Source organism: Corynebacterium sp. HMSC075F02, assembly GCF_001838335.1.
Lineage (GTDB): Bacteria > Actinomycetota > Actinomycetes > Mycobacteriales > Mycobacteriaceae > Corynebacterium > Corynebacterium jeikeium_D.
On record NZ_KV836306.1, the window covers coordinates 46,889 to 69,261 of the forward strand.

General features: G+C 57.8%; 17 protein-coding genes. 7 read left to right on the forward strand and 10 right to left on the reverse strand.

The features are described 5' to 3' along the window. Positions 1-18 precede the first annotated feature (18 nt). From HMPREF2920_RS01315 to HMPREF2920_RS01325, 3 genes are all read left to right on the forward strand, one after another. Complete coding sequence (locus tag HMPREF2920_RS01315) at positions 19-438, forward strand: fluoride efflux transporter FluC (protein ID WP_246816247.1); 420 nt, start codon at positions 19-21, stop codon at positions 436-438. Then, a complete protein-coding gene (locus HMPREF2920_RS01320; RefSeq protein ID WP_070601175.1) occupies positions 435-860 on the forward strand; it encodes a fluoride efflux transporter FluC in 426 nt (141 codons plus the stop codon). The genes HMPREF2920_RS01315 and HMPREF2920_RS01320 overlap by 4 nt, the downstream gene beginning before the upstream one ends. A 69-nt stretch (positions 861-929) precedes the next feature. Then, a complete protein-coding gene (locus HMPREF2920_RS01325; protein WP_070601177.1) occupies positions 930-2,357 on the forward strand; it encodes an alanine/glycine:cation symporter family protein in 1,428 nt (475 codons plus the stop codon). Positions 2,358-2,394: 37 nt separating this feature from the next. Here the strand turns inward: HMPREF2920_RS01325 and HMPREF2920_RS01330 are convergent, their stop codons facing one another. Next, positions 2,395-3,468: a YlbL family protein gene (locus HMPREF2920_RS01330; protein WP_070601179.1), complete on the reverse strand. Its 1,074-nt coding sequence runs from the start codon at positions 3,466-3,468 to the stop codon at positions 2,395-2,397. 139 nt (positions 3,469-3,607) lie between these two features. Between HMPREF2920_RS01330 and HMPREF2920_RS01335 the strand changes: the two genes are divergently transcribed. Continuing rightward, a complete protein-coding gene (locus HMPREF2920_RS01335) occupies positions 3,608-5,110 on the forward strand; it encodes a zinc-dependent metalloprotease (protein WP_070601180.1) in 1,503 nt (500 codons plus the stop codon). Positions 5,111-5,114: 4 nt separating this feature from the next. Here the strand turns inward: HMPREF2920_RS01335 and HMPREF2920_RS01340 are convergent, their stop codons facing one another. Further along, the gene (locus HMPREF2920_RS01340) at positions 5,115-5,645 is read right to left on the reverse strand and encodes a YgjP-like metallopeptidase domain-containing protein (protein ID WP_016422236.1); all 531 of its coding nucleotides are present in this window, start codon (positions 5,643-5,645) and stop codon (positions 5,115-5,117) included. A gap of 68 nt (positions 5,646-5,713) precedes the next feature. Between HMPREF2920_RS01340 and HMPREF2920_RS01345 the strand changes: the two genes are divergently transcribed. Then, positions 5,714-6,649 carry a TOMM precursor leader peptide-binding protein gene (locus HMPREF2920_RS01345; RefSeq protein WP_242458713.1) on the forward strand — a complete coding sequence of 312 codons (936 nt, stop codon included), beginning with the start codon at positions 5,714-5,716 and terminating at the stop codon, positions 6,647-6,649. 26 nt (positions 6,650-6,675) lie between these two features. Here HMPREF2920_RS01345 and HMPREF2920_RS01350 read toward each other — a convergent pair whose 3' ends face one another. The 7 genes from HMPREF2920_RS01350 to HMPREF2920_RS01380 all read right to left on the reverse strand — a co-directional run bounded on the left by HMPREF2920_RS01350 (position 6,676) and on the right by HMPREF2920_RS01380 (position 18,991). Beyond that, positions 6,676-8,745 (reverse strand): ATP-dependent DNA helicase UvrD2, encoded by a 2,070-nt coding sequence (locus tag HMPREF2920_RS01350; RefSeq protein ID WP_246816254.1) that lies wholly within the window; start codon positions 8,743-8,745, stop codon positions 6,676-6,678. A gap of 119 nt (positions 8,746-8,864) precedes the next feature. After that, a complete protein-coding gene (locus HMPREF2920_RS01355) occupies positions 8,865-9,932 on the reverse strand; it encodes a potassium channel family protein (RefSeq protein WP_070601184.1) in 1,068 nt (355 codons plus the stop codon). Between the two features lie 115 nt (positions 9,933-10,047). After that, positions 10,048-13,542, reverse strand: a complete 3,495-nt coding sequence (locus HMPREF2920_RS01360; RefSeq protein WP_070601186.1) for an ATP-dependent helicase — start codon at positions 13,540-13,542, stop codon at positions 10,048-10,050. A gap of 2 nt (positions 13,543-13,544) precedes the next feature. Then, a complete protein-coding gene (locus HMPREF2920_RS01365) occupies positions 13,545-16,895 on the reverse strand; it encodes an ATP-dependent helicase (protein WP_246816248.1) in 3,351 nt (1,116 codons plus the stop codon). Between the two features lie 102 nt (positions 16,896-16,997). Further along, positions 16,998-17,849, reverse strand: coding sequence for a TIGR02569 family protein (locus HMPREF2920_RS01370; RefSeq protein WP_070601190.1), 852 nt, complete (start codon positions 17,847-17,849; stop codon positions 16,998-17,000). 9 nt (positions 17,850-17,858) lie between these two features. Next, positions 17,859-18,767 (reverse strand): DUF3152 domain-containing protein, encoded by a 909-nt coding sequence (locus HMPREF2920_RS01375; RefSeq protein WP_038627952.1) that lies wholly within the window; start codon positions 18,765-18,767, stop codon positions 17,859-17,861. Then, positions 18,767-18,991 carry a DUF3107 domain-containing protein gene (locus HMPREF2920_RS01380; protein ID WP_070851115.1) on the reverse strand — a complete coding sequence of 75 codons (225 nt, stop codon included), beginning with the start codon at positions 18,989-18,991 and terminating at the stop codon, positions 18,767-18,769. The genes HMPREF2920_RS01375 and HMPREF2920_RS01380 overlap by 1 nt, the downstream gene beginning before the upstream one ends. Positions 18,992-19,085: 94 nt before the next feature. On the opposite strand from HMPREF2920_RS01380, the gene HMPREF2920_RS01385 reads away from it, so the two are divergent. Both HMPREF2920_RS01385 and HMPREF2920_RS01390 read left to right on the forward strand, forming a co-directional pair. Next, a complete protein-coding gene (locus HMPREF2920_RS01385; RefSeq protein WP_049182189.1) occupies positions 19,086-20,450 on the forward strand; it encodes a DEAD/DEAH box helicase in 1,365 nt (454 codons plus the stop codon). 69 nt (positions 20,451-20,519) lie between these two features. Further along, positions 20,520-21,851 carry an Rv3212 family protein gene (locus tag HMPREF2920_RS01390; protein ID WP_070601193.1) on the forward strand — a complete coding sequence of 444 codons (1,332 nt, stop codon included), beginning with the start codon at positions 20,520-20,522 and terminating at the stop codon, positions 21,849-21,851. Here the strand turns inward: HMPREF2920_RS01390 and HMPREF2920_RS01395 are convergent. Further along, positions 21,848-22,306 carry a hypothetical protein gene (locus tag HMPREF2920_RS01395; RefSeq protein ID WP_246816249.1) on the reverse strand — a complete coding sequence of 153 codons (459 nt, stop codon included), beginning with the start codon at positions 22,304-22,306 and terminating at the stop codon, positions 21,848-21,850. The two genes, HMPREF2920_RS01390 and HMPREF2920_RS01395, sit on opposite strands and share 4 nt — an antisense overlap. Positions 22,307-22,373: the final 67 nt, after the last annotated feature.

Sequence of the window (22,373 nt, forward strand, 5' to 3'; positions counted from 1 at the left end):
TGTGCTAGCGTTTTCACCGTGAATGAGGAATCTGGCGCTGCGAAACTGCCATCAGCAGGACGAGCGCAGGTTCTCATGGCTCTGGCCGTGGCCGGCGGTGCCGCTGTTGGCGCAGTAAGTCGCTTTCTGCTCGGAGCGGCGATCGATGCAATCGTTGGCTCGGGAATTAGCGCAATCTCGACGACTGTCATCAACTTACTGGGCTGCTTTCTCTTCGGCCTGGTCAGCAGTATCGCGTTTGCTAATCCTCGGCTTTCCGCTTTCTGCGGTACTGGCTTTTGTGGCGGCTTCACCACTTTCTCCGCATTTGTCATTCTCCTATTGGCACAGGCGGAAACGTCAGTCGCTCTTCTTATCAGTGTTGGGCTTATTCACCTGCTGTGCTGTCCTCTCGCCTACTGGCTGGGCACCAAGTGCGCACGGGAGGTCGCGGAATGACCGGCGATCTCCTCGGCTCTTTTTCCTCGGCGCTGTCGGCCATCCTCGCTATCGCACTTGGCGCCGCAGTAGGTGGAGCGCTGCGCTATGCGCTGGCCGAACTTGCGGTGAAGTGGGCTGATTCCAAACTGCCCGGAACGTGGACCGCAAATATGATTGCCTGCTTCGTCGCCGGTGTCGCTGCTGTGGTGTGGTCGCGGGGAACGTCGATAAGCAATGGCATGACGCCTGCCCTGGCCTATGCGGCGGTAATGATTGGTTTCGCCGGTGGCCTGTCTACGTGGTCGACGCTCGCCGGAGAGATCGTACGCCTTAAGAACCAACACTTTTGGAGGGCATGTGGGTACGTTGCTCTCACACTGATTGGCGGAATTATCTTTGCTTTCGCCGGAATGTGTTTACCCCCACTTGTGGCGAATTAATAGCACAATAATCATTTTCTGAGAATTTAATGATCGGATTTAGGCTTTCTACCAGTAAAGTTCCACAGCATGGAAAGCTTCAGCGATTTTGCCTCAGCGGCGGATAGTTTCATTTGGAGTCCGTACCTCCTGATCCCCGCGCTGATTGGCACCGGAATCATTTTGACCATTCGTCTGGGCGCAATTCACCTGGTCAAACTCGGCCCGGCACTGCGTCTCGGACTCATCGACCGTAGCGACGACGATGCCGAAGGAGATATCACCAACTACCAGGCGCTGGCGACGGCTCTCGCGGCGACTGTCGGTGTCGGCAACATTGTCGGTGTCGCTACCGCTATCGGTCTGGGTGGCCCCGGTGCGCTGTTCTGGATGTGGGTGACCGGCCTGCTTGGTATGGCATCGAAGTACTCCGAGGCATTCCTGGGTGTGAAGTACCGCCAGACCGATGCAGCTGGCGAACAGTCCGGCGGCCCACAGTACTACCTGCGCAAGGCCATCCCGAATGGTTTTGGTAAGACGTTGGGCATTCTCTTCGCCGTCTTCGCTGCGCTGGCAGCCTTTGGTATCGGCAACCTGACCCAGGGCAATGCCGTGGCCTCGAACCTGGAAAACAGCTTCGACATCGATCCGACGCTCTCCGGCATGATTATGTTCATCCTGGTAGGTGCAGCTCTGATGGGTGGCATTAAGTCGATTGGCCGCATCACCGCCAGCTTTGTGCCGATGATGATTGTGCTCTACATCGGTGCGGCCGTGTGGGTGCTCGTCGCCAATGTCTCGGCGCTGCCCGAAACCTTCAAGCTCATCTTCACCGATGCTTTCACCGGCACCGCGGCCGTTGGTGGGTTCGCAGGGTCCACGCTCATTCTCGCCCTGCAGATGGGTGTTGCCCGCGGTCTGTTCTCCAACGAGTCGGGCCTGGGTTCCGGGGCTATCGCCGCTGCCGCCGCATCGACGACTCACCCAGTTCGTCAGGGTTTGGTCTCCATGACTCAGACCTTCATTGACACCATCATCGTCGTGTCCTTCACCGGCCTGGTTATCATCAGCACCGGTGTTTGGCAGGATGGCAACGTCGACACTGGTGCTCTGACCGCTGAGGCATTCTCCCGCGGTCTGCCGGGCCACTGGGGTGGCACCATCGTCACGCTGTCGGTTGTCTTCTTCGCATTCTCCACCATGCTGGGCTGGTCCTACTACGGTGAGCGCGCCTTCGAGTCCCTGGTCGGTCGCCGCGGCACCGGCCTCTACCGTGCAATCTTCACCTGCGTGGTCTTCGTCGGCGCGGTAACTCAGCTGGAAACCGTCTGGTCCGTCGCCTCGGCTCTCAACGGCCTGATGGCGCTGCCGAACCTCATCGGCCTGATTGCCCTGTCCGGGCTCATCGCGCGTGAGACAAAGGCATACCTCGAATTTGACCCTCAACTTCGCGCAACGGCTGCGGAAATCGACAAGTGGCAGTCTTCGCAGGACTTCGAGGCTTTCAGCAAGAACTAACTGAAACTACCTGCTGCCCGTAAGGGCTACGGCAAAACTACGAGCAGGTCTGCGCGGTCTCCGGCTTTTCGATTGCCGCAAGCGCGTCGTCAAGCACAGAGACCTTTACCAACTTCATATCGCCTCGGTCGGCAGTCACAGCTTCTGCACAATTGCCTTCCGGCACGAAGAACATCTCGGCGCCCTCATCTCGGGCAGCCGAGATTTTGTGTGTAATGCCACCGATTTCGCCCACGTTGCCGGCAGCGTCAATAGTTCCAGTGCCAGCGAGGTGCTGCCCCTCGGTCAGATCGCCAGGACTCAGCTTGTCGATCACTCCGAGCGTCATCATGAGACCCGCCGACGGACCTCCAATGCCGCTGAGCTGGTACTCAACCTTGGTGTCGTCCGCGGATTGCGCCCCCATCCCAACGCCGAGCAGCGCGGCATTCTTCTGATGCGGGTTTTCCGCCAGTGTCACAGAAACATCAACGGCTTTCTCGGGGTCAGAGTCCTCGCCCTTAGTAGCCTTCTGCTTATCGACGGTCGCAGGCTTGACCCTCAACGTGACAGTATCGCCCGGGTTGCGTCCGGCAATAATCGCCTTGACTTGCTCGGGCTTGCTTACTGCCACCCCATCCACCGCGAGAATCACATCGTCTTCATGCAGTCGCCCATCAACGGGACTATCCGGCACTGTGTAGGCGACGGTGACTTCCATCGGCAACCCGAGATGTGCCAGTGCAGCGGAGGTGGCGTTGGCCTCCGACTCGGTGAATGCAGCCTTGTTCTCCTCTTCCACCTCGTCCTGGCTCTGGCCCGGAGGGAATACCGCCTCAATAGGGACGATATCGTTGTCACGATCGAACCACAGGCCAATGACCTGCGGCAATGTCAGGTTATGCCTGACTGCGACGGTTGTCATATCCAGCGTGCCCTTAGAGCGTTCGGAGTCCGCAGCACTGCCGCTGACTGAGATAATGCTCTTTCCCTCGACATCGCTGAGGACGTCGAAAACCGGGCCAGGCCCCTGCGCGGCATAGGGCACTGTCAGCGTTGGCAGCGAAAGCACAGTTGCCAACGCGGCGATGGGCACAGCGCCCGCAACAAGAGTTTGGGTACGACGATTCACAAATAACACCCTACATTCTCGCTATCTGCCTACTGGACACCTGATGAATCTTGTCCGTGTCTGTTCGCTGGGCGCGAAGTTGCCAATAAAGTGGTGCTTTTAAGTACTCACGCGGGTCATTGCCCGGTACGGTGGGAGCATGAGTTCTAACGGATTTGGCTTTGGTCCGAACGACAATGATGACGATCGTGACGACGCTGGCAACAATGACTCCGGCCAGGGCGGTCAGGGCGGCCAGGGCGGTCCTTTCGGTTTCTTCGGGTTTCCCTTCGGCGGCATGGGCGGCGCCGGTGGCTTCGGTTTCGGCGGCCCCGGGCAGCCCGGCAGCGGCGCCTCTGGCAAAGGAGAACAGCCGAACTTGGGCGATATTCTCAACCAGTTCGGCGAGATGTTCTCCGGCATGGGGCAGCGATTCCAGGAGTCGAACTCTGGCCCTGTCAACTACGACGCGGCCGAGCGCGTTGCGCGGACCCGTCTTGGTAACCCAGCTCCGGTGAAGGACTCGGCCCGCGAGGCGCTGACTGATTCCTTGCGCCTGGCCGAACTGTGGCTAGATGACGTCACCTCCCTTCCCGCTGGTGTCAACCGCGTAGAAGCGTGGAATAGCCTGCAGTGGTTGGAGAACACCAAGTCGACATGGACTCGCCTTGTCGATCCCGTCGCCAGCCGCATGAGTGATGCCTCCCTCGAGGGCGTTCCAGAAGAAGCTCGCGAGATGATGGGCCCGATGCTGGGCATCATGCGCCAGATGAACTCGATGAGTTTCGGTACTCAGCTAGGGAATGCGCTGGCTGAATTGGCACAGACGAGCCTGACTGGTTCTGACCTCGGGCTGCCGCTACACACCACTGGTGCGGCGGTACTGCTGCCAACGCATCTCGTTGCTCTCGCAGAGGAACTCGAGGTTCCAGCGCGCGATCTGTTTATTTACGCCACTGCCCGCGAAGCTGCGCACCAACGTCTTTACGACCGCGTGCCATGGCTGGCTGAACGCATGATTTCCTCTGTCGAGGAGTACGCCGCTGGCATCGTCATCGACTACTCCGCGATTGAAGAGGCCGCCCGCGGTCTGGATATTGAGAACATGCAGGATCCGCAGCGTATGCAGGAGGCTATGAGTCAGCTGCAAAATATGGATCTGAGCCCGAAGATTCGTTCTCGTAACGAGAATGCTCGTACTCGTTTCCAGACGCTGCTAGCACTGGTCGAAGGGTGGGTGGACATGGTTGTCACCGATGCCCTCGGTGAGCGTCTACCGGGTGCCGCACAATTGGATGAAGCCTGGCGTCGTCGCCGCGCCACCGAAGGTGCTGAGCAGGCGCTGGAGAAGGCCACCGGCATTGACCTCGGCTCCCCCAAGGTGCGTGAGGCAACCAACTTGTGGCACCGCCTGACCACCGCTGTGGGCATCGAGCGACGTGACAAGGTCTGGGATCACCCGGACTTCCTGCCCGTAGCAGAAGATTTGGATGAACCCGCGGCCTTTATTGACTCGGTTCTTGGTGGCTCGGACAACGATGACTTCGACCCGATCGCAGAGCTTGAAGAGCAGCTGCGCAAAGAAGCCGAAAAACGCGCGGCTGAGGGCAAGGACAGTGACACCGACGAGGACAATTCTGGCGACACCGATGACGATAAGTAGCTAGTTAGCTCTGGGTTCCCCAGCGCTGATACGCCTCTAAATAGCCCCGTGCCCGTTCGTGGTACGGGGCTTTTGCCGCCCAATACCAGAACTCTTCGGTATGACCCCCGTCGACGAAAGTGTGCACCAGTTCGTGCACAATGACATCGTCGAGGACGTACCCCGGGACGTCGGCAAGCCTGTGCGAAATGCGAATACGCCCCGGACTATCGACGCCGCCGGTGACCGATGCCCACCTGCGCGACATGTTCTTGACCCATTTGATTGACTCAAACCGCGGGCGATCTTCCAGCACCGTACGCGAGAGCAGCCGCGCGCGGCGCTCCAGCTCGGAATTATCCAGGTTGCTGCCAACTTTCTTCCGCACTCGCGCCACAATTTCATTGACCTGCTGTTTTTCCGCAGCGGCGCTGAGGTCGTCCGGAACCATGACAATGATCCGGTTTCCCTCCGCGCGGGCGGACACAGTACGGCGGCGGCGCTTCGAGCGCCGAACCTCAACATCCGGGCCGTACTCAGGTCGCTTGGTGCTCATGCTTTTTAAGCGTATATGCTCTGCGCTGCGATTGCGTAAAAGCTGGCCCCGGGGTAAAAGATATTTTTATGGGGGAATACAGGGATACGTCTCGGGGGCGGGATGGTACGGCTGGCGTAATAGGTTCGGACGCACCCGCAGCACAAACGCTTGCCGCGCCTACCACGGACTACGCGCTGCGGCCGGAGATACCGATTGTCATGCGCCCAGGCGCGCGGATTCAGTTCGGCGTGGAACCGGAGCGCAGCATGATTCTGCCGCTTTCCGACGGCACCCCGCCGGGGCCTGTCTTCTCGGCACTTCTTGCAGCTCATAGAGGTAGCACCTTAAGCGAGGCCTTTGCTGACAGTCACGACAAACTGTCACCGCAGTTCATTACCGCACTTATCTCCGACCTTCACCGAGCCGCACTGGTCCAAAAACCACCGACACGGCGGAGGATTACACTGATCGGTCGGGACAGTTTGCGCACTGGACTTTTAAAAGAGCTTCGTCGCACGGGTTGTGGTAGTTGGACGACGGCAATGTCGCCTACTCGCAATGCGACGCTGAAGATATCTCAATCCACGCCGGAAGACATCGGGCTCGCGGTGGTCACGGGCATGGAAGTACCGAGCATGCCCTTGGTTCGCGCTCTGTTTCATCGTGGAATTGAGCATCTGCACACGCATTTCCGCGATGGAGCACTGATTCTTGGGCCGCTTGTTCAGCCAGGTCAAGGGCCCTGCTCGATGTGTTTCGAAGCTTATCGACGAGACCGCGACCCCGTCCGGGCACTGATTGCGCTGCAGCTTCGCACTTTTACGCCCGTAACCGCACCGGAATGGCTGAACACAGCGGTGCCGCTGTTGGTTGGACAGCTGCGGCGACCGGACCTCTCAGATCTATGTGCGACAGAGGTGCGCATAGATCTGGAAAGCCTCGATATCACCCGCACTACGGTTGCTCCCCACCCGCAGTGCCCAGTGTGTGGTCATGGCAACTCGCAGATGCAGTTCATGTAATTCGAAGTGCCTTGAGCAGAATCTGACTAGGAATTCACAAAAGAATTGACGATTCCCAAGATGCCTTCGCCGAAATGATTGAGCTTCGCTTCTCCAATTCCGGGAATCTGCAGAAGTTCCTCCGGCGTAGTCGGTTGCTGCTCACCGATGGCCAGAAGGGTCGCATCGGAGAAGATCACGAATGCGGGGACAGTCATTTCTCTCGACATTTCCAGGCGCCATGCACGCAATGCTTCCAGTAGCGCAGGATCCGCACTGACCGGGCACTCTTCACAGCGCCCTGAGATCCGCTCCGCATCGGTGTGCAATGGCTTAGTGCAGCCCTTGCACTGTTTGGACTGCTGACGCTTACCACGGGAACTAGAGCTCCTTGAGCTTCGCTGTGCCTCCGCCGAGTAGTCAGAGACATCAATGTCGAGTTCATCGAGGAATCGTGTGCGGCGACGTGACCTGCGGCCGCCTTCTGTCCTCGACAATGACCAAGATAGCTCCAGATGTTCACGGGCTCGAGTAATGCCGACATAGAACAGACGGCGCTCTTCCTCGATGGCTTCCTCTCCCTGTGCAGGAGATCGGTCGAATTTATTCAGCGAATGTTGGATAGGCAGCGAACCGTCGGTAAGCCCAACAAGGAACACCGCATCCCACTCCAGCCCCTTGGCTGCATGCAGGCTAGCCAACGTCACGCCATCCAGCGTCGGCGGATGCTTGGCCTGCTGCCGAGTGTGCAATTGACCGAGGAGCGCCTGGATATTGACCTCGATGTTGGCATGAACGATGTCCTTACACAGGTCGAATAGGGCGCGCAGTGACTGCCAACGTTCCCTGGCACCAGTGCCTTCCGGCTCTTGGTCAGTCATGCCAAGACCCGCGAAAACCTGCTTGACCAAATCCAACAGATTCGTGCCCTGCAATGTCGGAACAGTCCGTGAGGAACGGGAAACTCGCACAAGTGCTGCGATGGCATCGCGAATCTCGGGACGCTGGTAGAAACCGTCCCCGCCACGAACCTGGTAGGCGACTCCTACCTCGGACAAAGCCTGCTCAAAAACTGCGGACTGTGCGTTAATCCGGTATAAAACGGCAATCTCCGATGCCGGCGTACCCGCGTCGATAAGTCGCTTGATGCTGCGCGCGGTCGCGCGAGCTTCCATCGGCTCATCGTCGTACTGATTGAAAGTCGGCTCCGGGCCGTCTTCACGCTGCCCAATCAGCTTCAGCCGCGAGCCGGCGATACGTCCCTGCGCACGGCCGATGACATTGTTGGCCAGCTCGACGACCTGTGGGGTCGATCGGTAGTCCCGCTGCAGGCGGACCACTGTGGCTTCCGGGTAGTCCCGAGAGAAGTTCATCAGGTATTGCGGAGTCGCGCCTGTGAAAGAGTAAATCGTCTGGTTGGCGTCCCCGACAACTGTCAGGTTGTCACGGTCTCCCAGCCAGGCGTTGAGAACTCGCTGCTGTAACGGGGTGACATCCTGGTACTCATCGACGACGAAGCACCGATACTGGTTGCGGAATTCCTCCGCCACTGCACGGGAATTCTCCATCGCACCGGCGGTGTGAATGAGTAGGTCGTCGAAGTCGAGCAATAGCCCGTCAGGGGTGGTTTTTATGTCCTCGTAAGCGCGATAGCAATCGACAATTTTCTCCGCAGACAGAGGCGCCGTGCGCCCATGCTCCCGCAGCGCGGCTTGGTACTGATCCGCACCGGCCAGAGTGGCCTTAGCCCACTCAATCTCGCCCATGACATCTCGGATTGTTTCCTTAGAGGTGTCCAAGCCCACTCGACGTACTGCTTGGGCGACAACACGGAATTTCTTGTCATCCAACAGCTGCCAGGGCATATCACCGGCGACTTGGGGCCAGAAGTAGCGCAGCTGGCGAAGTGATGCCGAGTGGAAAGTGCGCGCCTGGACTCCAGGCGTTCCCATCTTTGCCAGGCGTTCGCGCATCTCCCCTGCGGCACGCGAGGTAAATGTCACCGCTAATACCTTTTGCGGCTGCACAAACCCCTGGTCAATGAGGTACTTGATGCGATGAGTAATTGTTCGGGTCTTACCTGTACCGGCTCCGGCAAGAATGCACACCGGCCCCATCGGAGCCGTGGCTGCCTCGCGCTGATCTGGATCCAGCCCAGCTAGATAGTCCGGCTCGTTCACATCCGCCTCTGAGTAAGTCAAAAGTTGTTAGACCCCATTTTTAAACTTGTCGAGTGCTATTCGTCATTGCTGTAGACACGGCGGACGTACAGCAGCCGGTCGCCTGGCTCCACCGATTCACACTCCGGTGAATCAATTCGGTACAGCTCACCCGAGCGCACCACACCGAGTGCAATATCCGCGAGGTGCCGTGGGCTGGCACCGATTTCCTCTTCGGTGACGAGCCTCTCTGCAACAGAGAATCCTTCATCCGGGCTCAGGAGGTCTTCCATCATCTCCACCACCGAAGGAGTCACTGTGGCCAGCCCCAGCATTCGGCCGGCGGTTTCAGAAGAAATGACCACTTGGTCCGCACCTGACTGCGTCAACAAGTGGCGGTTTTCTGATTCACGCACTGAAGCCACAATTGAGGCACCCGGTGCCAACTCGCGGACAGACAACGTGACCAGCACCGCTGTGTCATCTTTGTTTGGTGCAACGACTATAGAGCGGGCACGCTGAATACCAGCTAACTTCAGCACATCAGATTTAGTAGCCGACCCATGCACCGTCGCCAAGCCTTGATTCGAAGCGTGGTCGAGTGCTTCCTTGTCCGTATCAATGACAACGATTTCTGCCGGATCTACGCCGTCCGCGAGAAGAGCTGCAATGGCAGAACGACCCTTGGTGCCGTATCCGATAACGACGGTGTGGTTGCGCAACTGTCTCCTCCAGCGCTGAATTTGCAGGGTTTTCCGAGACTCTTGGGTCAAAACGGTCAGAGTAGTACCGACCAAGAGAGCAAGGAAGGCCACACGCAGTGGCGTAATGATCAAAATATTGAGTAATCGAGCCCTCTGAGTCACCGGCGTGATGTCACCGTAGCCCGTCGTCGACAGGCTGACAGCCGAGTAATACACCGCATCGATGAAGGTGAGAGGCTCCGTGTATCCGTCGTGGTCGTAGTAGACCACGACGGATGCAATCAGCAGCAAAAACACGGCGTAGTTCAAACGACGTATGATTAGCCGCCAAGGATTCTTCGGCGCGGACTCAGGCAGCCCAATGACTCCCAGCAGTGCATGCCCGGGAAGATCATTGAGCCCGGCTTCGTATCCCGAAGATTTCCGAATTGGATTACGCAACCGCTCCTCGCCTGCCTTTCATGAAAACTCCTCCAGGTGAAAAATAGCGCATACAAACTGCTGCTTTCACCTGGATAACTGGCCACGGCCACGCGGCAGTTACATACGTAGATGATTATCCAATCAGCTCGCGCATTTTCCTGTCCAACTCTATCCTGCTTGGCAGCAGCGCTTCATCTGGTATTAGCGTTCGTCCTGTCGAAACATAGAAGAACCCGGCTTCAATGTCTTCGGGGGCCGTTTCCAATCCCATCTCGCGCAGCCTATCCGACCACGCCAGGCGGTAAATCGCCAGCTGTAGCGCCGCTACTTCCCTTTCCTTTCCGCGCGGCATCTGGCCTGTCTTCCAGTCAATGACGCTCCACTTCCCGTTGTCCTTAAACACCGCGTCGATTCGGCCGACGACCCGCCGTTGCCCAATAGCAATTTCAAACGGCACTTCCACATGCACTGGCGTGCGGTCAGCCCACTCGGATGCCTCGAAATTCGCCTTCAACTTCTCAAGTTCGCGTTCGGACGCGACTTGTTCTGTGCCGAGGAAGTCATCCAGTTGATCCCCGAACAGATCCTCATCGTCCAGCAGGCTGTGTGCACCGAAGCGATTCTCCAACCAAGCGTGGAATGCCGTACCTCGGCGGGCGAATCGGTTTGGCTTAAACGGCACCGGGCGTGCTTTCCGACGAGCAAACGCGACCGGATCCGCAATCATGGCTTGGTATTCGCTTGTGGACATGCTTGTCGGCATTGGTAGATGAATCTCCGCGGCCTTAGCCCGAAGGATTTCATCCACGAGAATGGTCGTTTCCGTTTCCCATACCTCAGACAGGTCACCTGCAATAGGACGCTCATCCTGGTGTTCGCCCATGTAGCGCATGACATTTTCGGCTGCTCGCTGCACACTATCTCGGCGGTTCCCCAGCGTATCAACGGGCCAGACCACCCCATCAACCGCAGTGTCGCAGTCCAAATCGACTTCGGTGTCCTCTACCTCAGGGTCCTCCCCATCTGTCCACGACACCACATAGTCACTGAATTGCGTGGCGATGGCTGCGAAGTCTGCCGACACGTCAGTGGGATTCTTCAAGCTCGGATTAGGCCGCCTGCTTGCAGTAACAATGAGCTTTTTTGCAGAGCGAGTCATGGCAACGTAGAAGAGGCGCTGCTTTTCTTCCCTCTCCACTTCTCGCAGCTCTTCCTTGTAGGCTTTGATCACCTTGTTGAGGTCGGTCTGGTTATCTGCGCCTGATATGTCCAGTTCGGGGGCATTGCTATCGACAGAATCAGCGACCGGAGCCCAATCGCCTGCTGCAAGCTGTGTTGCATCCTCTGTTGTTTCTGCACTAGCCGTTAACGGATCCACTTGGGTAATTGCACCAGGAGGCAGTTGAACTGAATTGGTGAGCCACGATGACAAATCAACTTTGTCGAATTTGCTGGTGGTGATGCCCGGAACAGCAACCGTTTCCCACTCCAAGCCCTTTGACTTGTGCATAGTCATGATTTGGACGCAGTTTTCCGGCATGTTCATAGGTGCCCGTTCCAAACCATCATCGTGTTCAACAGCGAATTCCAGATAGTTCAAAAACCCTGTCACATCGTCCGAGATATTTTGCGAATACGTCGCAGCGATATCGACAAACCTATCCAGATGCGCAGTCGTCGGCCTGGTTATCGCGGTAGCGGAACCGTACTGTCCAGCCGCTGCTTCTACGCGAATTCCAAACTCAGTAGCGATGTCCTCGACCAGTTCCGGCAGAGGCTTATTCAGCGAGAACCGACGTAGTTTTCGTAGGCTTGCACCCAACTGTGCGATGCGCGCCATTGCTTCATCTGTGTAGTTCAGTGACTCGCTGCAGACCAACCGCCCATTTTTTTCCACACTGCCGCGCGCCAGCGGGGTGCCGTCGTAAAAACGAATATCCGGGTCGGCGATGGCGTGCCCCAGCCCCACCGCGGACGATGCTGCTTCGGCATCTTCCACGAGCTTGTCATACTGGCGAGCGAGCTGGGAAAGCGGTGAGGAGTCTGAAGTCTCTTCGACGTTGCCCTTCTTTCGAGCCAACTCGTCCTTGCCTGCCATTGCCAGCTGGTCTACACGAGTGCGAAGTGCCTCCACGTCTGCGGCACCCAAATTGAACTGTGGGCTGAGCAGCAGACGCAGAGCATCCTGGTCTGAACTGGGGTCGACCAATATCTTCATCACCGAGGTGATATCCATGACCTCGGGCAAATGCAGCAATCCAGCGAGTCCCACAATGATTGCAGGCACACCCCGCTCAGACAGTGCATCTAAATAGACAGCCGATTCAGCATTTGTCCGAACCAGGATGGCGGCATCGAGCTTGTTGCCAGCTGCTTCACATTCGCGTAGTTGCGCCTCCATGCAATCTGCGATGTATGCAACTTCTTCCTCACCGGTTGCGGTGAAAGCAAGCTGCACTTCACCCTGACCTGCTTTTGGACCGGCATCCAGTGCCTCTACCGTACGAGCCTGCCCCGCGAAAGCACGGTCGGAGACTGCGTTAGCAAGCTGCAGCACTGACTGCGGATTTCGCCAAGAAATGGTCAGTTGCTTTTTCTCCGCTGGCTGCCCATCCGACCGCGGAAAATCATTGACAAACTGCACAAGGTTTTCGGCAGTTGCTCCTCGCCAGCCATAAATTGCCTGCATCGGATCGCCGACAGCGGTGACACAACCACCGGAGAACAGCGCACGCAGGAACAGCCGCTGTGTGTGCGACGTGTCCTGGTACTCGTCGAGCATGATGATTTTAAAGCGACGCCGCTCCTCCTCTCCGACTTCCGCGAAGTCGGTGGCTAGTCGGGCCGCACGAGCCATCTGCATACCGAAGGTGGCGACATTTTCTTCATTGCACCGTGCTCGAACCTGTTCTACCAGCGGCAAAATCTCTAATCTCTCTCGCTGCTTATCGACGATGCCCTGTAGATCGCCAATTAGCCCCTCGCGTTTACCCTTCTGCGGGGTTTGCTCAATATTGCTGATGAATGCTTCGGTTTCCTCGCGAATCGCCTGCGGTGAAGAAAGGTTTGAGTCGATGTTCGCCCCCAGCTCAATAATGCGACTGGCCAGCGTCGATGGTGCAATATCGACATCAATTTCCTCCACATTACGAGCGGTTTCCCAGGCCAACTGCCACTGCGTCGCGCCATCCATAATGGTGACCCCCGGCTCCGTCGGCAGCAAAAGACCATAATTGCTCACGACTTCAGAGGCATAGGCATCGTAAGTAAGCGTGGTTGGGGCAATGACCTCGAGGCTTGCTAATACCTCTGGTGAAGCCTGTGCACGAAATGCGGGAGAGGAAGCGAGCGCATTGAGCTGTTGGCGGATACGGACGCCGAGCTCGCGCGCTGCCTTCCTGGTGAAGGTCAAACCTAGAACTTCTTCTGGGCGGATAAAGCCATTGGCGACCAACCACACGACACGGGCAGCCATTGTCGCTGTTTTACCAGCACCGGCACCGGCGACAACAAGCATTGGTTCCATCGGTGCACCGATTACCGCCGCTTGTTGCGGGGTGGGCGGAAAGTCCTGGCCCATCATCTCCGACAGGGTGACGGGATCAACGATGGTTCGTTCCTCCGACATGACTACCGATTCCCTTCTGCTGCCGGGCACGCCTTCGAAAGCGTGCAGAACTTGCAATGATCGCCAGCGAGCGCCAAGGCACGCGGGCCAGACGTCGCACGTGCTACCTGCTCCACGCGACGCTCCCAGTCAGCCAACTTGTCTTCCGTGAGCTTTGACTGTTCTCGGCTAGTGATAATGGTCTTATTGTGTGACTTTCGCGGAAATACCAGGTATGCCCCAGATTGTTCAATGCCTTCGCCGTTGCCCACAGCAAGCCCATCTCCGCTTTCAACGAGCTTCCCCCTCGACAACGCCAGCTGATATGTAGCTAGCTGTGCGTGTCCTTCTACTTCTTTACCGGAGGGCGCTGTCTTACCGGTTTTAATATCGACGATTTGAACTGCACCATCAGCGTCTTCAATCAACCGGTCGATTCGTCCGACAATGACGATGTCATCGTTGATGTTGACTTTTACTGGAACCTCGGTTCCGATATCTTTCTTAGTCGAAATCCACCGCTGCCAATCCTCCAGCGCTGTCAACCAGGTCTCTTCCTCAGTACGCTTACGCCACTCCGGATCATCGGACAGGTCACCAAAAACACGCCGGATTTCAGACTGCGCCTCAGGCACAGTCACTCCCTTGGCTACGGCTTCTACCGCCTGATGCAGTAGAGAGCCCAAATACATGGCCGATGTCGGTGCTGATTTATCCAGCATGGCCTTCAGCGGGCAACTCAAGGTTGCTTCCACCTTGGAAGGGTTGATTCTCATCGGCTTCTTGTCATTTACCGGCTTCGAGGTCGACGGTGCACGGAGCCCCCACCAGGTGTCTGGATGTGCGCCAGCAACCTCAACTTGCGCCAATCGCGCGAGTTGACGTGCAGCTTGTCGACGCCGCGTCTCAGTCTCCGCATCGTCTACAACGGCTGCACGCAGTTCTGCCAGCAGTGACTCCACAGAGAGCACCCGTGGCAGGCCTTCACCGGCCCATTTGGAATCTTCTGCCTCTGCAACATCCGGGTTGCCGGCGTTTGCTTCATTAGCCGTAGCCCCTTCTCCGTTCGCAGCCGAAGAGGCTTCCGACTGCTTCGCCAGCTCCGTCGCCGAATTACCGAGCTTTTCAACGAGCTCGATAACAAACGGACTGGGAACTCCAACATCATCAGGAGAATCGACTGCGGTCAGCAGTACCCTGTCGCTCGCCCGTGATACCGCGACGTGCAGCAAACGACGTTCCTCCGCCAGCGCATCGGCCATGGAATTGATGTACTCCCGCGGCTCAATTCCGTGGTCGACGAGACCGATGAACTCGTTCTGCTTCATCACCGAGCCAGTCACACCGAGGCTGGGCCACTGGCCTTCCTGGACTCCGACAACTGCTACTGCCTTCCACTGCCTGCCCAGAGCCGCATGCGCTGAGAGAATGCGCACGGCATCGCGCTCTACCCCGCTACGGTCACGTGCGCCGATGGGCAGCTCCTGCTCTTCCACAGAAGCGATAAAACCGTCAACTGTCAGCTTTGGATTCAACTCCACACGGTCACCAGCAAAGTCGAACAGTGCCATCACAGCATCCAAGTCGCGGTCAGCCGATGCTCCAGCTGTACCGCCGCGCAACGATGCCGCCACCAGATGGTCTGCCAAACCAGTGGACTGCCAAATTGCCCACAAAGTTGCTTCCACACCATCGCGCAACGCTTCACGCGCTGCGCTCAACAGATCCAGCGGCACCTGCAGTGCCTGACGTTCACGCTGCGACAGAGACTCAATAAGCTCCAGCTGCTCAGTTGTGAGTCCATCTGCCTTCAAGATTCCGATGAGCTGAGTCATCGCGGCTCCACCGAACAGGTCGGCCTTTCGGATTCCGCGCAGCAGACGCTCTTTGACAATCGGATCCATGTTGACCAGTGGGCCGGAGAGAAACTCCTCCCACTCCACGTCATCGAGCTGGTTCATAGTTGCCCGCAACGCCACCATCAGCGCTCGCACCAATCGCTGATGACTTAGCACGATGTCCGTTGGGTCAATCTGCACAGGCACCCCCGCACGCGACAATGCACGGAACAGAGAGGACTCCCCTGCACCGGACCGGACAATGACCGCCATATCCTTCCATGCCACCCCCTCGTCAATATGAAGGCGCCGGAAGTAGTCCGCGGCTGTGGCTCGCTGTGCACGTTCAGAGGGATGAATAGCTATTTTTACTGCACTTTTAGCTGCGTACGAGTTTTCCGCTGCGACGGTCTCGCTGTTGTTTCCAACGTCGGATTCACTAGCTTCTTGTGTTCCAACTGAACCAACAATGCCACGGTATGCAGGAGCCTTAGGCAAGCGCTGAGAAACTGCGTTGACTAAATCCGCGATATCAGCGTTACAGCGGTAAGACTGCTGCAAGTGGATTGCCTTGTACTCGGCCTCACCAATCCCCCGGAGATAGTCATTATTAGCACCGCGGAAGTGAAATACCGATTGATCTTCATCACCAGTAATGACGGCCACCGCCGCCTGCGACACAAACCGATCCACAAGACGCGCAGCCTCCGGCGATAGGTGTTCAGCATCATCGACCAGCACTACCGACTTTCCCCACCGAGCCAGTGCTTGCGCGTCTGCATCCAGCTCCATCAATGCCGCAGAGACAATCTCTGCGGCGTTCAAGCTGGGCTCCCACGCCAACCGCATGGTCTGCTGATACTCCGCCATAAACTTGCCAGCCGCACACCACGACTCAATGCCATGGTCCACGCCGAGCTGCTGAAGCCTCGGGGCATCAATCCCCCGCTCAGCTGCACGCAGCAGAAAGTCACGAACCGCACGGGAAAAACCGACTAATGGAAGAGCCGGGCGCAACCGCTCTGGCCAATACGCACCACCATCTTCCGCATGACCGGCCAACAGCTGCCGCACGACAGCATCTTGGCGTGCACCAGTGGTCAACGATGGTTCAGGCTCTCCCCGACTGACGGCGGCATCACGTACTACTGCATAGGCAAGTGAATGCACGGCACGCACCATGCCACCTTGACCTGCCCCGAACGAACCGCCTTCCCCCAGTTCAGAGGAAAAACGCCTGTCAATATCCCGTCTCAATTCCGCGGCGGCCTCTTTTGACTGCGACACCACCAAAATACTGTCCGCCGGAATGCCCGCCTGCATGTAGTCCACCGCGAGATCTGCCAGCAGCGAACTCTTGCCAGTCCCTGGGCCGCCTAAAACGCGCACAACAGACTGGCCTACAAGCTTGTTCTCTACCACGAGCGCCTGATTATGGGAAGGGAAAAGCGCCTCTACCGCAGTACCCAACCACTGCCGACGACGAGGAGGTTCTTCCTGGACGAACCGAACCTTCGGCATTCCATCTACGTTCATGTGCACCATTGTGGCACAACCTCCGGACAAGCACTCGAACACACATTCGAAACTGGGGGAAAATACCCCCCCCCAAAAAACTCCCGTGAATACTGCCCGGCGCTACTTAGACACAAATGCGCGAACTAGCGAAGCCGCGCGGAACAGACCTCGATACGCACCCGGCTGCGATTCCGGACTAACAGCGTGGACAAAAAGTCGATAGCACATCGCACGAACGAGCAACTGACCGAAATCCGGCAAATGATCGAAGCGTCGCAGTAGCTCTTCATCAGCACCCATCATGGACAGACAATCCACTGCCGCTAAGGCAGCTGTCCAACCACGGACACGCCATGCTGGCACGATATCGGTGAGAACTGGGGCGGCCGTGCCGTCGTAAAGCAGCGTGCCGACGAGGTCTGCGTGACAGACCTGCAGAAGCCCCGTTGGCACAACCATCTCTGCCCGCAACTGGAGAAGATCACCGGAGATTGTGAGAGCCTCGGCGCAATCGGCGCGGGGGACGCTATCCGCGTCGAGAAGCTGCTCGAGGATGCCGATTGGGTCAGATTCCCAAGCTGCGCGATTACACATGACGAAGTAATCGGGCTCCTTATCAAGGAGGAACTGTGGCCGTTCAATACTGGCAAGCGACTCTTCCACGCGACCAGCGGCAACAATGGTTTCATCGGCACGTGGCGCGAATCCCCCCGGAATGAAATGACGGGCTTGCCACCCAGCAATGACCAAGCGGCCGTCACTGGTACGCACGGATTTCGCTACTCGGACGCCATCGACATCTAGCGCGCTGCGAACCTTTGCAGACCACAGCGCCTGCGCCGAATTATGTACCGGCGAAAGGACAATGGAATCGTCGTAGACCCAGCCATTGTCCCAAGCTCGCCCGGCACGATGCGGCTCACCCTCGGCACCAAAGGCCTCCAAAACACGGTCGGGAGGAGTGGCAATCATAATCTGCTACTACCTTGCTTTCTGAGTCGGTGCGGCCGTATCGTCGTCCGCCCCAAATGGATACGGCCAGCCGTTGACAGAACACGTCTTGCCATCGGTCTGATAGACCTCGCTGCTGTCGATTTCATGCAGTTCATCGTTCGACACGCTCAGGGTCTGCTGCATCATGATTGGCGCGATACCGCCATCCCTCGGGCAGGGCTCGTGAACCGCGTACCCAAGTCCGTGCCCAACCTCGTGATTAATAAGGTATTGGCGATACAATCCCAGGTCCCCCTCAAAAGGCAGGGCACCTCGAACCCACCGGGCGATACTGACGACCACGCGCCCAGGCTCACCTTCCCGCTGCCCAGACAGGTAACAGGAGGTCTCCATTCCCAAGGTGTTTCCGCACAGCTGATGTGCGGTTCCAGTCGCGGAAAGCTGCACGACAATCGTCGGATCCTGATCGCGAGGCACTGCCTCGAAAGAAAAATCTGGATTAGCTGTCCAGCCACGTGGATCGGCCAGAATCGAGTTCACCGTCTCCGCAAAGGCGCGCTCGCCACCAATTGAAGGAACATCAATGTTGTCTTCAATTTCCACGGAATACCTGATCGCATTGCGGCGCCCCTCCCCGACACGGGGATGCGCCACGGTGACATCTTTAAAATTTCCCGAGGGTTCCGTGGCAAAGGCCGGACCAGGTGGCAACTGTCCTCCCTCGTAACCATCACCGTACCCCTCACCGGGCACCGGACCAGGGCGACTGTTACCACTCTGCGAGGTGACAGTGCCATTGCCGGAACCTGGAGAATCATCTTCAGCAGTGAAGATGTCGAAGAGAATGATGACTGTGAGCACCACAAGTACGGGGATGGCATAGGCTCGCCACCCCCAACTCCTTGCAATGCGTACGAGAAAGGGTTCTTGCGTCATTAGGCGAAGAAGCCAACCTTACGGTCTGCGTTATTACCGGTACGGACGTAGGCGACCTTGGCAGCATTAATCAGGTACTCCTGACCAGCGCCGTCACTGATCTCAATCACACCTTCGCCAGCAGCCAGCTTCTGGGAGATCGCAGCCTTGACCTCCTCGCCACCAGCGACGTTTTCAATGCTCAGCTCACGCGTATTGTCTGCAAATCCAATAGTGATGTCCATAGGTGACATCATAACCATTCCCAAAGCGGCTAGGATTAGAGAGACCGATTAAGCCGTCGTGTCACGTGAGGTTACAAACAGCAAAGGAGTCGCCGTGGCAGAGTCCCAGTCCCCGACATTCGTCGAATTGGGGGTCGCCGCGGAAATCTGCGACGCACTCGCCGACGAAGGAATCAACCGCACATTTGCCATCCAGGAACTGACGCTGCCCTTGGCGCTCGACGGCACGGACATCATCGGCCAAGCCCGTACTGGCATGGGAAAAACCCTTGGGTTTGGTGTCCCCCTCATTGACCGCGTCTTTGATGACGCCCGCATTCCAGAACCGGATGGCACTGCCCGCGCAATCATCGTCGTTCCCACCCGTGAGCTGTGCGTGCAGGTCGGCGAGGACTTAGCCCGCGCTGCGCACTCAACCAATCTGCGTGTATGCACCATTTACGGTGGCCGCCCCTATGAGGAACAGATTGAACAGCTAGACCGCGGCGTGGACATCATCGTCGGCACTCCGGGCCGTCTCATCGATCTTTACCAGCGCAATAATCTAGAGCTGTCAGGCGTAAAGATTTTGGTTCTCGACGAGGCCGACGAAATGCTCGACTTGGGTTTCCTGCCGGACATCGAGAAGATTCTGGCTGCGGTGCCGGATGAACGTCAGACCATGCTCTTCTCGGCAACAATGCCGGGCCCTATTCTGACTCTCGCACGTACCTTTATGAATCGCCCGGTGCACATCCGCGCTGAATCAGGCGAGGAAGAGGCCACAGTCCATGAGACCACTAAGCAGATTGTTTTCCAATCGCACCAAATGGATAAGGTTTCAGTCATTGCCCGCATCCTGCAAGCCAACGGTCGTGGGCGCACCATCATTTTTGCTCGTACAAAGCGTGGTGCCGCTTCCGTTGCTGAGCAGCTCGGCGAGCGGGGCTTCCTGGTCACCGCCGTCCACGGCGATATGGGCCAGCCTGCACGTGAGCGCTCACTGACGGCGTTCCGCAATGGCGACGTCGACGTCCTGGTCGCAACCGATGTCGCGGCTCGCGGTATCGACATCGACGATGTCACCCACGTCATCAACCACCAGGTGCCCGATGACGAAATGACTTATGTCCACCGCATCGGCCGTACCGGACGCGCGGGACACAGCGGTGTCGCCGTTACGCTCGTCGGCTGGGATGAGACCGCAAAGTGGAAGGCTATTTCAGATGCTCTCGACCTGGACATGGCCGAGATTCCGACGTGGTTTTCCACCTCCCCCGAGCTCGCCGAAGCTCTTGACATCCCCGAGGGAATCGATGAGAAGGTCGGGCCAGCCCGTCCGGTGTTGGGGTCCCGACCGCCTCGCGGGCGTGGCGGAAGAGGTCCGCGAAACAACCGCTCACAGCCTCATCATCGCAATCGCGGCCAAGGACGAAACTCACGGCGGGACGGCCACTCCAATTCTCATCGCCGCCGCTAAACTGCTGCGCGTGCCAACTCCCCCGCCTCACTTCTCTCCACGACCACTCGTCGACAGGACATTCCAACCGTGCTGCAGTCACCACAAGCCAACGCTGAGCCCACCACTGCAGAGACCCGACTGCGTCGAAATCGAATCGCATCAGTCATTCTCATCATCGCCGTAGTGCTAGTCATCGGTTGGACATGGGTCGCTTCCCCGGCCCGCAAGGTCGATCGCACTGAAACGACGGCTTCTGCCGGCTCGGCAATGCAAGCCCCGGCTGCGAACGATCCGGAGGCAATGCCACATACTCTCCGGCCGGTGTGGTCCACCGAATCGTCGGCAAGCACAAGCACGCACACCATCTCCCCGGCGCCACTGGTGATGGACAACTCCCTCATCGTTGCTGAGGACCGGGGCGTGCGTGCTATCTCGCTTAACGACGGCACGGAGCGATGGCACTATCGACGAGATATTCCGCTGTGTGCGCTCTCGGGCAGTGATGGCCAAGTTTTCGCGACTTTTCGCGGGGCAGCTGGCTGCGGTGAGACCGTTGCACTCAAACCCGATTCGGGGCAGTATGTCGCGACCCGAAAATCGATTGCGGCTGACAGCCCTGCCGCCGTGCGCTCGAATTCATACGCGGGTGTCTACGACTCTGGATTCCTGGAGCTGTGGCGTTCTGACTTGGTCCGAGTAGTCGAGTACGGCAAGATTCCAGCATCCCCGGAACCGAAGATGCAGCCACACCCAGAGTGTTCGATTATCAGTGCGCTCACACGCGTGGAGCTGCTGGCCGTTGTCAACAACTGCGATGGTCACGGACGCCTGGTCATGCAGGTGGCAAATCCGGAGGAATCGCGGAAACCAGAGGTCAAGAGCGATATTGACCTTGGTCCAGTAACTGCAGATATGTCGCTGGTATCGATTGGCCAGGACACGGCAGCGGTACTGGCAGACAATCGCATCCGCGTTTTTCGTATGGACGGCACGATGCTAACTGAGTTGGCGCTGGGTGAGACTACTCTGCGTCCAGCACCGGCTGAAGCTAACTCCGACGACGACGCCCCGCGTGCGCCTTTTACAACGGATCTCCCCCATCACATGACGTGGTGGTCGCCACGTGGATTACTTGGCTTCCGCCCGAGCACCCTGGCGCCGGATTTCGAGTTTCCTGAGGCCACAGGAACCCCAGCTCCATGGGGTGAGCATGTTTTCATGCCAGTCACTGACGGAGTTGCGGTATTGAATGCCTCAACTCTCGAAATTATCGGCACACTCCCGTTGCCTGCAGCTGCGAAGTCCACTCATGTAAATGATGCGGACAAGCCGGAACTGCCCGTGCGCCTTGCAGTTGTCGGTGACACTCTACTGGTTCAGCGCGGTGAGTCAGTCGACGCGTTCGCCATCGAAGCTTAAAAAGAGCGGGCAGCCCAATCAATCGCCTTCGGACTAAACATACAGGCCAGCGCAGCAATTGAAGCTGCCGCCGTCGGCAGAGCCAGCAGAAAAGCGCTCGAGCGGAACATGTAATAGGCCACCCCCAGCAAGCAGAGGTTGAGCATAATAATCGGCCCGCGCCCCCAACGAGCGCCACGCAGCAACATAATCGCACCAGCGAAAACAGCGCCGAAAATGAGAAGGAACCACAGCGCGGTACCCCAACCGGAAATGACCGCGGCCTCGTCGCGGTACCCCATCAAATCACGAATCAGAAGGAAGACTCCGTAGCCCAGACCGAGGGTACATTCGGCGACACCGATCCACGCACCGACCATGACAACCTGAGGTGCGGCCATCGGCCCGTCAGTTACCGCAAGCTGGTCAGTAGTACGCGATTTGGACGCATTGCTGCTGTTTTTCTGGTTACTCACGCCCTACATGTTAGCCCGGTGAGAACCGATGAATACACTCTGGAGGCAAGTCGACCAATGCACCCAT

Excerpts from the sequence above, each read along its gene's own strand:
- HMPREF2920_RS01320 (WP_070601175.1), top strand. The coding sequence starts at position 435 with ATGACCGGCGATCTCCTCGGCTCTTTTTCCTCGGCGCTGTCGGCCATC.
- HMPREF2920_RS01325 (WP_070601177.1), top strand. The coding sequence starts at position 930 with ATGGAAAGCTTCAGCGATTTTGCCTCAGCGGCGGATAGTTTCATTTGG.
- HMPREF2920_RS01335 (WP_070601180.1), top strand. The coding sequence starts at position 3,608 with ATGAGTTCTAACGGATTTGGCTTTGGTCCGAACGACAATGATGACGAT.
- HMPREF2920_RS01340 (WP_016422236.1), bottom strand. The coding sequence starts at position 5,645 with ATGAGCACCAAGCGACCTGAGTACGGCCCGGATGTTGAGGTTCGGCGC.
- HMPREF2920_RS01345 (WP_242458713.1), top strand. The coding sequence starts at position 5,714 with ATGGGGGAATACAGGGATACGTCTCGGGGGCGGGATGGTACGGCTGGC.
- HMPREF2920_RS01350 (WP_246816254.1), bottom strand. The coding sequence starts at position 8,745 with ATGGGGCCGGTGTGCATTCTTGCCGGAGCCGGTACAGGTAAGACCCGA.
- HMPREF2920_RS01360 (WP_070601186.1), bottom strand. The coding sequence starts at position 13,542 with ATGTCGGAGGAACGAACCATCGTTGATCCCGTCACCCTGTCGGAGATG.
- HMPREF2920_RS01365 (WP_246816248.1), bottom strand. The coding sequence starts at position 16,895 with ATGAACGTAGATGGAATGCCGAAGGTTCGGTTCGTCCAGGAAGAACCT.
- HMPREF2920_RS01370 (WP_070601190.1), bottom strand. The coding sequence starts at position 17,849 with ATGATTGCCACTCCTCCCGACCGTGTTTTGGAGGCCTTTGGTGCCGAG.
- HMPREF2920_RS01375 (WP_038627952.1), bottom strand. The coding sequence starts at position 18,767 with ATGACGCAAGAACCCTTTCTCGTACGCATTGCAAGGAGTTGGGGGTGG.
- HMPREF2920_RS01380 (WP_070851115.1), bottom strand. The coding sequence starts at position 18,991 with ATGGACATCACTATTGGATTTGCAGACAATACGCGTGAGCTGAGCATT.